The sequence below is a fragment of the Hymenobacter oligotrophus genome (assembly GCF_003574965.1).
Taxonomy (GTDB): Bacteria; Bacteroidota; Bacteroidia; order Cytophagales; family Hymenobacteraceae; genus Solirubrum; species Solirubrum oligotrophum.
The window spans coordinates 3,639,974-3,654,281 of record NZ_CP032317.1; the positions used below are offsets into that span (position 1 = coordinate 3,639,974).

The 14,308-nt window shown below is 60.4% G+C and carries 14 protein-coding genes; 4 read left to right on the plus strand and 10 right to left on the minus strand.

Annotation, left to right across the window (positions count from 1 at the left end; all coding sequences use genetic code 11):
* Positions 1-152: 152 nt before the first annotated feature.
* The 3 genes from D3Y59_RS15615 (at position 153) to D3Y59_RS15625 (ending at position 3,284) form a co-directional block, all read left to right on the plus strand.
* Positions 153-950: a carbonic anhydrase gene (locus D3Y59_RS15615; RefSeq protein ID WP_240410400.1), complete on the plus strand. Its 798-nt coding sequence runs from the start codon at positions 153-155 to the stop codon at positions 948-950.
* Entirely contained in the window at positions 951-1,805 is an 855-nt protein-coding gene (locus D3Y59_RS15620; protein WP_119445893.1) for a DUF2490 domain-containing protein, read from the plus strand.
* A gap of 102 nt (positions 1,806-1,907) precedes the next feature.
* On the plus strand, positions 1,908-3,284 hold the full coding sequence (locus D3Y59_RS15625; RefSeq protein ID WP_119445894.1) for a dipeptidase: 1,377 nt from the start codon (positions 1,908-1,910) through the stop codon (positions 3,282-3,284).
* Positions 3,285-3,383: 99 nt separating this feature from the next.
* Here D3Y59_RS15625 and D3Y59_RS15630 read toward each other — a convergent pair whose 3' ends face one another.
* The 4 genes from D3Y59_RS15630 to D3Y59_RS15645 form a co-directional block, all read right to left on the minus strand.
* Positions 3,384-4,043, minus strand: coding sequence for a porin family protein (locus D3Y59_RS15630; protein WP_119445895.1), 660 nt, complete (start codon positions 4,041-4,043; stop codon positions 3,384-3,386).
* A 98-nt stretch (positions 4,044-4,141) separates the two neighbouring features.
* Positions 4,142-4,801: a porin family protein gene (locus D3Y59_RS15635; protein ID WP_119445896.1), complete on the minus strand. Its 660-nt coding sequence runs from the start codon at positions 4,799-4,801 to the stop codon at positions 4,142-4,144.
* A 176-nt stretch (positions 4,802-4,977) separates the two neighbouring features.
* Positions 4,978-5,685: a porin family protein gene (locus D3Y59_RS15640; protein WP_119445897.1), complete on the minus strand. Its 708-nt coding sequence runs from the start codon at positions 5,683-5,685 to the stop codon at positions 4,978-4,980.
* A gap of 184 nt (positions 5,686-5,869) precedes the next feature.
* A complete protein-coding gene (locus tag D3Y59_RS15645) occupies positions 5,870-6,616 on the minus strand; it encodes a porin family protein (protein WP_119445898.1) in 747 nt (248 codons plus the stop codon).
* A gap of 251 nt (positions 6,617-6,867) precedes the next feature.
* Between D3Y59_RS15645 and D3Y59_RS15650 the strand changes: the two genes are divergently transcribed.
* Positions 6,868-7,977 carry an acyloxyacyl hydrolase gene (locus D3Y59_RS15650; protein WP_119445899.1) on the plus strand — a complete coding sequence of 370 codons (1,110 nt, stop codon included), beginning with the start codon at positions 6,868-6,870 and terminating at the stop codon, positions 7,975-7,977.
* 69 nt (positions 7,978-8,046) lie between these two features.
* Here the strand turns inward: D3Y59_RS15650 and D3Y59_RS15655 are convergent, their stop codons facing one another.
* The 6 genes from D3Y59_RS15655 to D3Y59_RS15680 form a co-directional block, all read right to left on the minus strand.
* A complete protein-coding gene (locus D3Y59_RS15655; protein ID WP_119445900.1) occupies positions 8,047-8,169 on the minus strand; it encodes a 30S ribosomal protein THX in 123 nt (40 codons plus the stop codon).
* Between the two features lie 69 nt (positions 8,170-8,238).
* Positions 8,239-9,291: a quinone-dependent dihydroorotate dehydrogenase gene (locus D3Y59_RS15660; RefSeq protein WP_119445901.1), complete on the minus strand. Its 1,053-nt coding sequence runs from the start codon at positions 9,289-9,291 to the stop codon at positions 8,239-8,241.
* 76 nt (positions 9,292-9,367) lie between these two features.
* Positions 9,368-10,906, minus strand: a complete 1,539-nt coding sequence (locus D3Y59_RS15665; RefSeq protein WP_119445902.1) for a YifB family Mg chelatase-like AAA ATPase — start codon at positions 10,904-10,906, stop codon at positions 9,368-9,370.
* A 74-nt stretch (positions 10,907-10,980) separates the two neighbouring features.
* Positions 10,981-11,586, minus strand: a complete 606-nt coding sequence (gene lpcA, locus D3Y59_RS15670; protein WP_119445903.1) for a D-sedoheptulose 7-phosphate isomerase — start codon at positions 11,584-11,586, stop codon at positions 10,981-10,983.
* Between the two features lie 9 nt (positions 11,587-11,595).
* On the minus strand, positions 11,596-12,165 hold the full coding sequence (locus D3Y59_RS15675) for a hypothetical protein (protein WP_162910837.1): 570 nt from the start codon (positions 12,163-12,165) through the stop codon (positions 11,596-11,598).
* Between the two features lie 166 nt (positions 12,166-12,331).
* On the minus strand, positions 12,332-14,179 hold the full coding sequence (locus tag D3Y59_RS15680) for an ABC transporter ATP-binding protein (RefSeq protein WP_119445905.1): 1,848 nt from the start codon (positions 14,177-14,179) through the stop codon (positions 12,332-12,334).
* Positions 14,180-14,308: the final 129 nt, after the last annotated feature.

Below are 14,308 nucleotides of genomic sequence, written 5' to 3' on the forward strand. Positions count from 1 at the left end.
ACCTACGGGAGCGGCCTCTGCAGTAGGCCTCCGGTTTATGTAGTGATAATCTAATATTCTTTAATGATTTCTAATCTTGCTTTTATGGATGATAGTGTAACTATCAATGATGGTAGTGGTTTAAGTTTCATTACAAACCACACACTGTTACCATGCACACGCTGAAATCGTTGTTCCTGCTGCTCGGCCTGGGTTTGCTGGCCGAAACCACCGAAGCCCAAACCAAACGCCGCCCTGCAGCCAAGGCCCCGGCTGCCGCCACCGCCCCCGAAAATTCGCCGCAGTGGCGCAAAGAGCACTACGTCGTCGACCGCGACTCGGCCTACGCCAACCCCTACGTGGCCTTGCGCAAGCTGATGGGTGGCAACCGCCGTTTCGTGGAAAACAAAAGCATTAAGCCGCGCCAAGACCGCGCTGCCCTCAGCAATACCGAAAAAGGCCAAAAGCCCTTTGCCACCATCGTGGGCTGCTCCGACAGCCGCGTGCCCAACGAAATCATCTTCGACCAGGGCGTGGGCGACTTGTTCATCATTCGCACGGCAGGGCAGGTAATGGCCGAGGCCTCGTACGGCAGCATCGAGTTTTCGTCGGTGGCGCTGGGCTCTAAGCTCGTCGTGGTGCTGGGCCACCAGAGCTGCGGGGCCGTAGATGCGGCCATTAAGCGCCCCGATGTGCCCGGCCACATCGTGACGCTAGTTAATAGCGTGAAACCCGCCGCCGAGAAAACCAAAAACATGGCCGGCGACCGGCTCGAAAACACCATTCGCCAAAACGTTATCGACCAAGTAATGCAGCTGCGCGACCTGGAGCCTGTGCTAGCCAAAAAGTACCGCAACGGCGAAATCCTGATTGTAGGCGCCGTGTACAACCTGAGCACCGGCAAGGTGGAGTTCTTGCCCGAAACGCTGAAGGATTTGCCCCAATTTCGTGCTACCGCTGCCGCCAAGTAAATGCTGAACCTGCCTTTCGCGCGCCGGCTCCGGGGGAGTCGGCGCGCCGCCGGGCTGGGCCTGGCGCTGCTGAGCGCCGCGCCGGCTGCCGCCCAAAACACGCGCATCAGCGACTACAACCAGATTGGCTGGTACACCAACACCACCACGCTGCGCTTTGCCGAGCGCTGGAGCGGCCACCTAGAGTACCAGTTCCGCCGCGACAACTTCATCACCGACTGGCAGCAGAGCCTGTTGCGCACCGGCCTGAATTACCAAGTGAACGACAAGCTGACGCTGCGCGCCGGCTACGCCTGGATTGAGACGTTTAACTACGGCGACTACCCGCTGCAAGCGGCCGGGTTTCGGTTTCCGGAGCACCGCCTGTACCAAATGGCCACGCTCCAGAATCCGGTGGGCAGCGTGGAGGTAAGTCACCGCTTTATGCTGGAGCAGCGCTGGGTGGGCCGCATCCTGCGCACCCCCGAGGGCGCCCGCAGCTTCGACGAGTGGGTGCACAGCAACCGCCTGCGCTACATGGCCCGGGTGCAGCGCCCCCTGGGCACGCCCGGCCCGGGCGGCCGCGGCCCCTACGCCGCCGTCTACGACGAAATTTTCCTTGGCTTCGGGCGCAACGTCAACGAAAACGTGTTCGACCAGAACCGCCTGGGCCTGCTCGTGGGCTACCGCTTCAGCCCGAAGTTTCGGTTGGAGGGCGGTTTCTTTCAGCAAATCGTGCAGCTGGGCCGCGAAATTACCCCGCCCGGCGCCACCGCCGGGCGCAACGTATTTCAGTACAACAACGGCTTTATGCTGAACACAGTGCTAAACCTGGATTTGCGCCGGCCCGCGCCCGCCCTGCCAGCTGCCAACTAAGCCCAAGGGGCTAGGCACCTAGGCGCAACGCAGCGGCACAAACAGCCCGTTCGGCTGTTACCTTTACGGCCCACCGCATTCCTGTTATTTCCCCATCTGCTGATGACCTCAACCTACCTCACCGAGAATCAAGATCGTTTTCTCAGCGAGCTGCTCGATTGGCTCCGCATTCCGTCGGTTTCGGCCGATCCTAAGTTTCACGGCGACGTGCTGCGTGCCGCCGAGTACCTCAAAACGCGCCTCGAAGAAGTAGGCCTCGACAACGTGGAGCTGTGCCCCACGGCCGGTTACCCCATCGTGTACGGCGAAAAGCTGATTGACCCGGCGCTGCCCACAGTGCTCGTGTACGGCCACTACGACGTGCAGCCCGCCGACCCGTACGAACTCTGGACCTCGGGCCCGTTCGAGCCGGTAATTAAGGACGGCAACATCTACGCCCGCGGCGCCTGCGACGACAAAGGCCAGGTGTACATGCACGTGAAAGCCTTTGAGGTGCTCAACCAAAACGGCGGCGTGCCCTGCAACGTGAAGGTGATGATTGAAGGCGAAGAGGAAGTGGGCTCGAACAACCTCGGCATCTTCGTGCGCGCCAACAAAGAGAAGCTGAAGGCCGACGTGGTGCTGCTCTCCGATACGGGCATCATCGCCAACGACACGCCCAGTATCGAGGTGGGCCTGCGCGGCCTGAGCTACCACGAGGTAGAGGTAACAGGCCCCAACCGCGACCTGCACTCCGGCCTGTACGGCGGCGCCGTGCACAACCCCATCAACGCGCTGTGCCGTATGATTGCCTCCTTGCACGACGAGAACGGCCACATCACCATTCCGGGCTTTTACGACAACGTACAGGTGCTAAGCGAGGAGGAGCGGGCCGAGCTGAACAAGGCGCCTTACAACGAGGAGGAGTACAAAGAGAGCATCGGCCTGCCCGCTACCTACGGCGAAAAAGGCTACACCACGCTCGAGCGCACCAGCATTCGGCCCACGCTCGACGTGAACGGCATTTGGGGCGGCTATACCGGCGAAGGCGCCAAAACGGTAATTGCCTCGAAAGCCTACGCCAAAATCTCGATGCGCCTGGTACCCAACCAAACGTCGGAGGAAATCAGCCAGAAGTTTCAGCAGCACTTCAGCAGCATCGCGCCCGAGGGCGTTACGGTGGTAGTGAAGCCCCACCACGGCGGCGAACCGGTGGTTACCCCTACCGATTCCGTAGCATACCGCGCAGCTTCGCTGGCCATGGAAGACACCTTTGGCAAAAAGCCCATTCCCACGCGCGGCGGCGGCTCTATTCCGATTGTGGCCATGTTCAAGGGTGAGCTGGGCGTTGACTCAGTGCTGCTCGGTTTCGGCCTCGATTCCGACGCCATTCACTCGCCGAACGAGAAGTACGGCGTGTTTAACTTCATGAAAGGCATCGAAACTATTCCGCTTTTCTACCAGCACTACGCTCGCCTGATGAAGGAGCAACAGGCCTAAGCAGGCCTAACCCTTCAGCAGCCCACAAGCACAACGGCCCGGCTCTCCACCTAGGGGAGCCGGGCCGTTGTGCAGTTTAGCGCGTCCGGGTTGCAGCTGCTACTTGCCGAAGAAGTAGCCCAACGACAACATAAACGTGGAGTTGCGCGCGTTGCTGAACTCGTTTTGCGCGGCGTCCTTCTTGCCGTATTTGCTTAGGCCGCCGTTGTAGCGCAAGCCCACGAGCAAGCCCGAATCGGACTGGTAGCCCACGCCCGCGGCATAGCCCAACTCGGTGCGCTGCGCGTTGTCGAGGTTGTCGTAGTTGCTCGAGTTATTCACCACGTTGCCGTTCACCTCGCGCTTCACGTTGTTGCTCACGCTCAGCAAGTAGCCCACCTGCGGGCCGGCCTCGAAGGTGATGCCGTCGGCGTTAATCTTCAGCAAAATCGGCACGTCGAGGTAGTTGTAGTTCACCTTGCCGGTTTCCTTGATGCGGTTGCCGAACACGTCGGTGTAGGAGTTGTCGGCGTATTTGAAGCCCTTCTGCGAGTAAAGCAGTTCGGGCTGTACCGACAGGAAGTTGTCGTCGGTGAGGCCGATGTTTACCATCAGGCCAGCGTGCGGACCAATTTTGCTGTCGTAGCGGTTTTCGTCGGTCAGGTCGCCGGCCAAGTTGGAGTAGTTAACACCCGCCTTCAGACCTAGGCGAATGTCCTGGGCTTGGGCGGCAGCGGCGCCACCTAGGGCCAACAAGGCGAGCAGAAGTAGTTTTTTCATGGCTACTGGTAAAAGTACGGCGCGAAAGTAGGTAGCCCGGGCCAAAGCGGCTCCGGCCACACATGGCCCCTATACGTAGCTGCGGGCACCTAGGCTGCTCAATCGCCGCCGAACAAGAAGCCCACCGACAACAGGAACACCGAGTTGCGTGCGTTCCGGAACTCGTCGCCCTGGTAGCCGTCGTCGGCAAAATCGGTAAGCGCACCGTTGTAGCGCAGGCCAATCATGGGGCCGCTTTTGGCCTGAAAACCAAGCCCGGCAGCGTAGCCCACCTCGGTGCGCTTCACGTTGTCGAGGTTGGAGTAGTTCTGCGACGAGGTTTGCGTTTGGCCGTTGCGCGTTACCTCAACGTCGTCGGTGGCGCTGAGCAGGTAGCCGAACTGCGGGCCAGCCTCAAAAAACAAACCGCCCGCGTTGATCTTCAGCAGCACCGGCACATCGAGGTAGTTGTACGTAAGCTTGCCGGTGTAGCGAAACCGGTCGTTGCCGATGGCCACCTCGCGGTCGGCGTACTTAAATCCTTTCTGCGAGAACAGCACCTCGGGTTGCAGCGACAAAAATCCGTCGTCGATCAGGCCCACGTTCAGCATGAGCCCGCCGTGCACGCCAAACTTGTTTTCGTAGCGGTCCTCGTCTACCACGTCGCCGGCCAGGTTGGAGTAGTTGGCGCCGGCCTTCACCCCAAAGCGGATGCCTTGCGCCGAGGCTGTTAGCGCGAGCAAGGTGCAGATAGTCAGCAGCGAGAAAAAGTGTTTCATAGCAGTAAGCGGGTTTTAGTAAGAGCGCCGGAACGGCCTAAGCCAATACCTCCTTTAACTATTAAACCAATTATATGTTTCGTGTAACTGGTTAGTAGCCAACAACTAAAACGCCCGGCTTCCTTGCGGAAGCCGGGCGCGTTTCATAGCTCAGAGCAGGGGGATGCAGCAACGGGTTATTTGCCCGCAAACAGGTAGTGCAACGACAGCTGGAATGCCGAGTGGCGGGCGTTTTTCAGGTCGCCTTGGAAATAGGTACCGTTATCGGGCTTCACAAAGTCGCTCAGGGCGCCGGTATAGCGCAAGCCAAAGCCCAAGCCGCTGTCGGTTTGGTAGCCCACGCCGGCCACGTAGCCCAACTCGCTGCGCTTTAGGCCGCTTACGTCGTTCTGGTCTTCGGTTTCGCGCACTTCCTGGAAGGTGCCATTGGGCAGCGAGCGGCGCGAAAGCTTGCTTTCGTTGCTCGAGCTGAGCAGGTACGAAAACTGCGGGCCAACCTCAAACACAAAGCCGTCGGCGTTGAGGCGTGCCAGCACCGGTACATCGAGGTAGTTGTAGTTTACCTTGCCCTCGCGCTTTTCTTCAAAGCCAGCGCCCAGCAAGGTGCTCTTGTACGTGGTGGGCTTGTTTTCGAAGCCTTTCTGCGAGTACAACACTTCGGGTTGCACCGAGAAGAATCCGTCGCCGGTAAGGTCGGCGTTCAGGATTACGCCGCCCATAAACCCGATTTTGTTATTGTAGATGCTCTCGTTCTGCACCTCGCCCGCGAGGTTGGAGTAATTGGCACCGGCCCGAAGACCTAGGCGCACGCCCTGGGCGTGGGCGGCCGGCGCGGCCAAAGCAGCAATGGCAAGAGCGGAGAAAGCAAAAACAGCTTTTTTCATGGTGAAAAGGCAGTTTTAAGTGGAGAAATAGGTACTGCGGTTGCTAGCACCGAGGCCATAAACGTGCCAAGCTGGCTTTGATACGGGCAAAAAGTTCCGCCCCTGGGCTAACCCTCAGAAAATGTGGTACAAAAAAAGAGCCGCCCCGGATGGGGCGGCTCAAAGCAATGGGGACGCAGCGGGCCTAGCGGCCTACGGGCAGCAAATAGCCCAACTGCAACGTAAAGGCATTGTTAAAAGCTTTCGGCTCGTTGTCGGCGTCTTTGCTGTCGATAAGCGAGTTGAAGCCACGGGCGTAGCGCAGGGTTAGGCTAACGCCGGCATCCGGAATCATGTAGCCCACGCCGGCCACACCGCTGATGTCGAACTGCGACAAATCAGACTTGTACGCCTCGTCGCGCGAGATGCCGGTGTAATCGCGGAAACCGCTGTTGTCTTCTACCTTATCCTTGGTGCCGTTGCTGTACTTGGTGGTCATTTGGGTTTTGGCCTTCGAGCCGAACAAGTAGCTTACTTGCGGGCCTGCTTCGAAAAACAAACCGCCGGCGTTGATGCGCGCCAGCACCGGCACGTCGATGTAGTGCAGCACGCGCTGCTGCTCCATTTCCATCTTCGAAACGCCGCTGGGCAGGCCCGTCGTTTGCTCCGACTGAATTTCGTACCCCTTGCGGTTGTACAGGATTTCCGGGGCGATGGAGAAGAACCCGTCGCTGCTCACGGGCAGGTTAAACGACAAACCAGCGTTGTAGCCCAATTTCGAGTCGCCGAGGTCGGAGCTGTAGCCGGGGCCGGTAAGCTGCTGTACGTTGTCGCCCGAAACGTTAGAGTACGTGCCACCTACTTTCACGCCGATGCCTAAACCGGTTTGGCCTTGGGCGAAAGCGGCGGTAGTACCTGCTAATGCGAGTGCGAGTGCAAAAAACTTTTTCATAATCGTCGAAATTTTCTTGTTTGGAAATGGCGGGGCGGCGGTTGTTGCGTGCCTGCCCTACGAGCGGTAACCGACAGTTGCCGGTGGCTTACAGCGCCTCTTACGCAATAGCGCTTGCACAATGTTTCGGATCAGTTGGATTATTAATTTGTAATTAACCATATCCAAGCTCAAGGGGGCTTGCACTCGGCTCAGCTACAAGCCCTAACCGGCGGCTATTTATTTTTGTAGCTAATCTGACTGCCCTGCTTATGCCCCTTGCTTTTCGGCACCTTGTTGTTTGGTTGTTGCTGTGGCCGGGGTGGTGCGGCCTGGCGCAGGCACAGGCACCTAGGGCCGCGGAGCCGCTGGTGGTGGGCCTCTACGCACAAGGTGGTTTTATCATAGCGCACTCGCCCCGGGTTAAGCACCTCGTAACGGCACACCCCACCGGCCTCGAGCTAAACCTGCAACGCCAGCTAACCGGCACCCAGCCCTGGCACGCTTGGTACCGCTACCCCAAAGTGGGCGCGGCGCTGGTGTACTACAATTACCACAACCCCCAGATGGGCCGCTCGTACGCCGGCACGGTGTACCTGAGCAAAACCATGTGGCGCACCCAGCGCCAGGAGCTAAGCTTGCGCATGGGCACCGGCATCGGGTACTTTCCGCAGGCATTCGACCGCGAAACCAACCACAAAAACCTGTTCGTCAGCTCGCGGCTGAACGCCACGCTGCAAGCCCGCGCCGACTACGACGTAGCCTTAACGCCCAAATTGGGCCTGTTAGTGGGCGTGGCCCTCAACCACTACTCCAACGGCGCCACCGCCAAGCCCAACCTGGGCGTAAACATCCCCACGCTGGTGCTGGGCCTCAACTACCACCAGCAGCGCCAGTTTACCCCGTTGCCTGCCGATCCTGCCCACGAGCCCACCGACCTAGGGCGCCATTTCCTGAACGTGAGCACCAGCGTGGGCTTTAAGCAGCGCAACGAATCGGACCGGCGCCGCTACTGGGTGAACTCGGTAACCGTGGCCGGCGGCCGCCGCCTCAACCGCAAAAGCAACCTGCTGGTGGGCCTCGAGGGCTTTTACGACCGCTCCCTGCTGGCCGAGCAGCGCGACACCGCCCGCAACACCGACAACCTGCCCGACGTGAAAAAAGCCGGCGTGTTGGTGGGCCACGAGCTGCTGCTTGGCCGCCTGGCCTTCGGCACCCACCTAGGGTTTTACTTCTACAACCCTTACAAAAGCAACAACTTCTACTACGAGCGGCTTAGCCTGAAATACCACGTCAGCACCCGCCTTTTCGGCGCCCTCGATCTGAAGGTGCACCGCGGCGCCGCCGATGTGATTGAGTGGCGCGTGGGCGTGCGGCTGTAGGGCTGTTCCAAACAAACCAGGCCGCCCTCCCCGAAGGAAAGGCAGCCTGATGTAAGCTGCGGAGGCGGGTTACTTGGCTTCGGTTTTGGTAGCTGCCAGCACCGTTCTTTTCTTGGCTTTGTGCGGTCGTTTCTTGCCGAACGAGCCTTTGGTGAGTTTGCCTCGGCGCGATTTCTTGTCTCCTTTGCCCATGATAACAGCAGTGGTGTGAGGTGAGGGAAAGTGTGCCGAATCTCCCAAGCAAAACCCAGAGCAATCGGCTTATCCTTGTTCTACGAGAGCGGTGCGAGCTAGTTCGCGGCACATGCGCTGCACCACGGCGGGGCCTTCGTAAATAAAACCCGTGTAGAGCTGCACAAGCGCGGCGCCGGCCGCCAGTTTCTCCTGCGCATCGGCCACCGAAAAAATACCGCCCACCCCAATAATCGGCAGGGCGCCGCCCGTGCGCTCGTGCAGATACCGGATTACCTCGGTGCTGCGGGCCCGCAGCGGGGCACCGCTTAGGCCGCCCGCCCCCATGTGCTCTACTTCGCTGGCGGGCGTGCGCAGGCCACCGCGCGCAACGGTGGTGTTGGTGGCCACTACGCCGCTCAGGCCCGCCTCCTGCACAATGCCAACGATGTCGTCGAGCTGCTCGTTGCTGAGGTCGGGCGCAATCTTGAGCAGCAGCGGGCGCGCGGTGCGTTGGGCGTGGTTGGCGCGCTGCACCTCGCGCAGCAAAGCCAGCAGCGGTTCGCGCTCCTGCAACTGCCGCAGCCCCGGCGTGTTCGGCGACGACACGTTCACCACGAAGTAGTCAACGGTATCGTGCAGGGCTTGCACGCAGGCCACGTAGTCGGCAGCAGCATCCTCGTTGGCGGTATCCTTGTTCTTGCCAATGTTGCCCCCGATGATGATGCTTGCGCTGCGCTTGCGCAGGCGCTCGGCCGCGGCGGCGGCGCCGGCATTGTTGAAACCCATGCGGTTGATTAGGGCCTGATCGATAGGCAGGCGAAACAACCTAGGCGTGGGGTTGCCGGGCTGCGGCCGGGGCGTTACGGTGCCCACCTCCACGTGCCCAAACCCCAGGGCTGCCAGCTCATCAACCAACACCGCGTTCTTATCGAAGCCCGCAGCCAGCCCAATGGGGTTCTTGAACTTCAGCCCGAACACCTCGCGCTCCAGGTTGGGGTGCTCGTAACCAAATTGGTTGCGCATCACCGCGTGCGCAAAGGGCAGCTTGCCCGCCGCACCTAGGGCCTCGAACGTGAAATGGTGCGCCTGCTCGGGGCTGAGGCGGAACAGCAGGGGGCGCAGGAAGTTCTGGTAAAGCATGGGGTGCAAATAGAAAGTGGCAGCTGCCGGCGCGGGGAGCCGACAACTGCCAGCTCACTACTGACAGCCAATAAAATCAGCCAGCCCAACCTTCGCGGTCGAGCGAACGGTACTGGATGGCTTCGGCTAGGTGTTCAATGCGGATTTCGTCGGAGCCGGCCAAGTCGGCGATGGTGCGCGATACTTTCAGGATGCGGTCGTAAGCGCGGGCCGACAGACCTAGGCGCTCCATGGCGGTTTTCAGCAAGGTGCGCCCGGCCGGGTTTATCTGGCAAATGTCCTTCACCATTTGCGAGGGCATCATGGCGTTGGAGTGGATGTCGGGAAAATCTTTGAAGCGTTCGGCCTGAACCTTTCGGGCTTTATCCACGCGTTCCTGAATGCTGGCACTGCTCTCGGCCCGGCGCGTTTCGGTCATTTGGTCGAAGGTAACGGGCGTCACCTCCACGTGCAGGTCGATGCGGTCGAGCAGCGGGCCCGACACCTTGTTCAGGTAGCGCTGTACCACGCCGGGGCCGCACACGCACTCCTTGTCGGGGTGGTTGTAGTAGCCACAGGGGCAGGGGTTCATGCTGGCAATTAGCATAAAATTGGCCGGGTAGTCGATGCTCACTTTGGCGCGCGAAATCGTAACGCGGCGTTCCTCCAGCGGCTGGCGCATTACCTCAAGCACGGTACGCTTAAACTCGGGCAGCTCGTCGAGGAACAGCACGCCGTTGTGCGCCAACGAGATTTCGCCGGGCTGCGGGTTGCCGCCACCGCCCACCAAGGCCACATCGGAAATGGTGTGGTGCGGCGAGCGGAACGGCCGCGTGTTCAGCAACGATGAATTAGCCCCCAGCTTGCCCGCAACTGAATGAATCTTGGTGGTTTCCAGGGCCTCGTGCATGCTCAGCGGCGGCAAAATGCTGGGCAGGCGCTTGGCCAGCATGGTTTTGCCCGCGCCGGGTGGGCCAATCATAATCACATTATGCCCGCCAGCCGCCGCAATTTCCATAGCCCGCTTGATGTTTTCCTGGCCTTGCACGTCGGCAAAGTCGGCGGCGTATTGGTTGGCCGAGTGCTGAAACACGTCGCGCGTGTCAATCTTAACCGGCTCGATGTGCTGGCGGCCCTCAAAAAAATCGATAGCCTGCTGCATCGTCTCGACGGGTATCACATCGAGATTGTTGACAATGGCGGCTTCGGCGGCGTTTTGCTTGGGCAGCACAAAGGCCTTGAAGCCCTCTTTGCGGGCCTGAATGGCAATGGGCAGCACGCCTTTCACGGGGCGCAGCTCCCCATCCAGGGCCAGCTCGCCCATGATGATGTACTGGCCCAGCGTATCGGTGCTGATTTGCTGCGAGGCGTGCAGGATACCTAGGGCAATGGGCAGGTCGTAGGCCGAGCCTTCTTTGCGGATATCGGCCGGCGCCATGTTCACCACCACTTTGGTACGTGGCATGTGGTAGCCCCGCACGCGCATGGCGGCTTCTATGCGCTGCTGGCTTTCCTTAATGGCATTGTCGGGCAGGCCAACCACAAAAAAGTTGGTGCCTTGCGATACAGCAACCTCAATGGTAATGGTGTAAGCGTTGACACCCTGAACGGCCGAACCGTAAGTTTTGGTAATCATTCGAGCGAAAGCAATCAGCTAAACAGGCAAAAGGAAGCCCGCCTCGGAGGGGGCGGGCTTTACCTTAAGCAAATTTACGAAGCATCTGGCTGCTTGGCTGCTACGAGTTGCTCAATCAGCATAATCAGGATGTGAATCACCTTGATGTGTATCTCCTGAATGCGGTCGGCGTAGCCGGCGTGCGGCGCCCGAATTTCTACATCGGCTAGGCTGGCAAGCGGGCCGCCGTCTTTGCCCGTAAGGGCCACCACCTGCATACCAGCAGCCTTGGCGGCCTCGGCGGCGCGCAGCACGTTGGGCGAGTGGCCGCTGGTGCTAATGGCCAGCAGCACATCGCCCCCGCGACCTAGGGCCTGCACGTAGCGGCTGAACACGTACTCGTAGCCGTAGTCGTTGGCCACGCAACTCATGTGCGAGGCCTCGGTAAGCGCAATGGCGGCCAGGGCGGGGCGGTCGTGCCGGTAGCGGCCGCTCAGCTCTTCGGCAAAGTGTTGCGCATCGCACAGCGAGCCGCCGTTGCCGCAGCTCAGCAGCTTGCCGCCTTGCTGCAGGCTGCTGGCCATTAGCTGAGCGGCTTGCTCGATGCGGGCTAGGTTACTGGGCTCGGCCAAAAAACGCTCGAGCACGGTGCGGGCTTCCGTTAGTTCAGCCCGGATAAGGTCGGTGAGGGTATCTGCCACGCCGCAAAGTTACACGGCGGGGCGGTCGTTCGGGTAGGGCGGCGTGTCGGCGGGGTGCGGATGAATGGTAGTGGGCGGCACGGCACTAGGCGGCAGGTCGGCTGCCGAGGGCGGCGGCACCGCGGTGCGCGGCAAATCCTGGTCGTAGCCTTCGTCGAGCGGGCGCACGGGCGGCATGGTGGTGCGGGCAATGCTGCCCGGCGCCGCTTGCGGCTGCGGCACCACGGGCGCCGGAGGCGCAACGGGCTCGGTGGGGCGGGGCGTGCTGGTGCCGCCCGTGCGCCACGATTGGTCGCGTTGCTCGAGCTGGTGGTCGTATAGCTTAGCTTTCAGTTCGTTAATTTTCGATTCGTAGTGCGTTGCGTTGCGGCGCAATGCCACGGTGTGGGCATTCTCGACGAGCAGCAGCAGCAACAGCAGGCCGGCGCCAATCAGCATCATGTTAAACCAGAAGTCGGCGCGGCTGGTACCAAGCATGCTGATCATGGCGTCGCGGGCGCCGGCCGTTACGGCCAGCAGCAACGCCATCAGCAGGTACACCATTACCAGCACGGTAACTATTCGGCGGAGGGCTGTCATACGGAAAGAGGTTTGTGGAGGAGAGCAGCGCAACTATTTGGCGGCGCTGCGGAAATATACCTGTTTACGTATGGTTGCCCGAACAAGTGGCGCTGGAGTGGTGCGGCCCTGGCCTAAAGGGCGGCGGTGCAGCGCGGAACGGATTTCCGCGCTGCACCGCCGCCCTTTAGGCCAGGGCCGGGTTGCCTTGCATGCGGCTCAAGCGGGCGTACAACCCATCGGGTTGGTTCAGCAGTTCGTCGTGGGTGCCGCGCTCCACAATGCGGCCGTGCTGCAGCACCACAATCTCGTCGGCGTGTTGCACGGTGCTGAGGCGGTGGGCTATTACCAGCGAGGTGCGGTTGGTCATAAGGCGCGTGAGGGCCTCTTGCACCAGCTTTTCGCTTTCCGTATCGAGGGCCGAGGTGGCTTCGTCGAGAATCAGAATGGGCGGGTTGCGCAAAATGGCGCGGGCAATGCTCAGGCGCTGGCGCTGCCCACCCGAAAGCCGCGTGCCCCGGTCGCCGATGATGGTGTTGTAGCCCTCGGGCGAAGCCACGATAAACTCGTGGGCGTTGGCAATTTTGGCGGCTTCAATCACCTCCTGCTCCGTGGCGTCTTGCTTGTTGAAGCGGATGTTATTGAAGATGGTGTCGTTGAACAAGATGCTCTCCTGCGTTACGATGCCCATCTGGTCGCGTACCGAGTGTAGGGTGCAGTCGCGCAGGTCGTGCCCATCAATGAGGATTTGGCCGGCGGTGGGGTCGTAGAAGCGCGGCACCAAATCGGCGAGGGTGCTTTTGCCGCCGCCCGAGGGCCCCACCAGCGCCACGGTTTTGCCCTTAGGCACGGTCAGGTTGATGTTTTCGAGCACCGTACGTTCGCCGTAGCTAAAGGCCACGTCGCGGAACTCTACTTCTTGTTGAAAGCTCGGCAGCACCTGCGCGTTGGGCTTGTCCTTGATAGTCGGCTCGGTATCAATCACCGATAGCACCCGCTCGCCGGCCACCAGGCCGCGCTGAATGTTGCTGAACGCCGACGACAAGGCTTTGGCCGGTACCAGCACCTGCGAAAACAGCACGATGTAGGTAATAAAGTTGGCAGCCGTCAGGTCTGATTCGCCGCCGAGCACCAGCGTACCGCCGAAATACAGCAGCGCTGCCACCACCGATACGCCCGAAAATTCCGAGAACGGCGAGGCTAGGTCGCGGGTGTTGTCGATGCTGCGCTGGGTGCGGGCGTACTGCTCGTTCTGGCCGTGAAACTTGCCCAAAATGTACGGCTCGGCGTTGAAGGCCTTGATAACGCGCACGCCACCTAGGGTTTCGTCAATCACCGAAAGCATCGAGCCCAGGGTTTGCTGGCTTTGCTGGGCCTGGCGGCGCAGGCGCTTGGAAATGCCCGCAATCAGCCCGCCCGAAATCGGCAGCAAAATCAGCGTGAACAAGGTCAGCTTCACTGACATAAAAAACAGCACCGCAAAGTAGCCCACAATGGCTAGCGGCTCGCGAATGACGGCCGTGAGCGAGTTCACCACGGAGGTTTCCACTTCCTGCACGTCGTTGGTGAAGCGCGACATCAGGTCGCCTTTTTGCGCCGAGGTAAAGTAGCCCAGTTGCAGCTGCGTAACCCGCTGATACAAAGCCGCACGCAGGTTGCGGATAACGCGGGCGCGCACCTTGGCCAGCAGGCGCAGTCCTAGGTAGCGGAACACGTTGCTGAGAAACACCGAGGCAATCAGCAGCATGCACACCCACGCCAGCGCCCCGAGCTTGCCCTGCGTTTCGATAACCTCGCGGAAGTGGTATTTGAACGTATCGGTGACAAACGACAGCGAGAGGCTGAACGCCGGCGGCGCGCTCGGCACTTCGGCCAGCATCTTGCCCGTGGTATCGAACAAGATGTTGAGCAGCGGAATGAGCATGCCGAAATTGGCTATGCCAAAAAAGATGCCCAGCACCGTGAAGAGGATGTACTGGGGCAGAAAATCGGCGTAGGGCCGGGCAAAACGCAGAATGCGGAGGTAAGTCTTCATCGGAATTGCAAAGGTAACCCCTGCCAGGGAGCTATTTTCGGCAGTCGGCAAAAGCCTGCGTTTGCTTTGCCTCCTTACCAAAAACGGCGCCCCAACGACCTAGGCCATTGGGGCGCCGTGCGCTTGTGG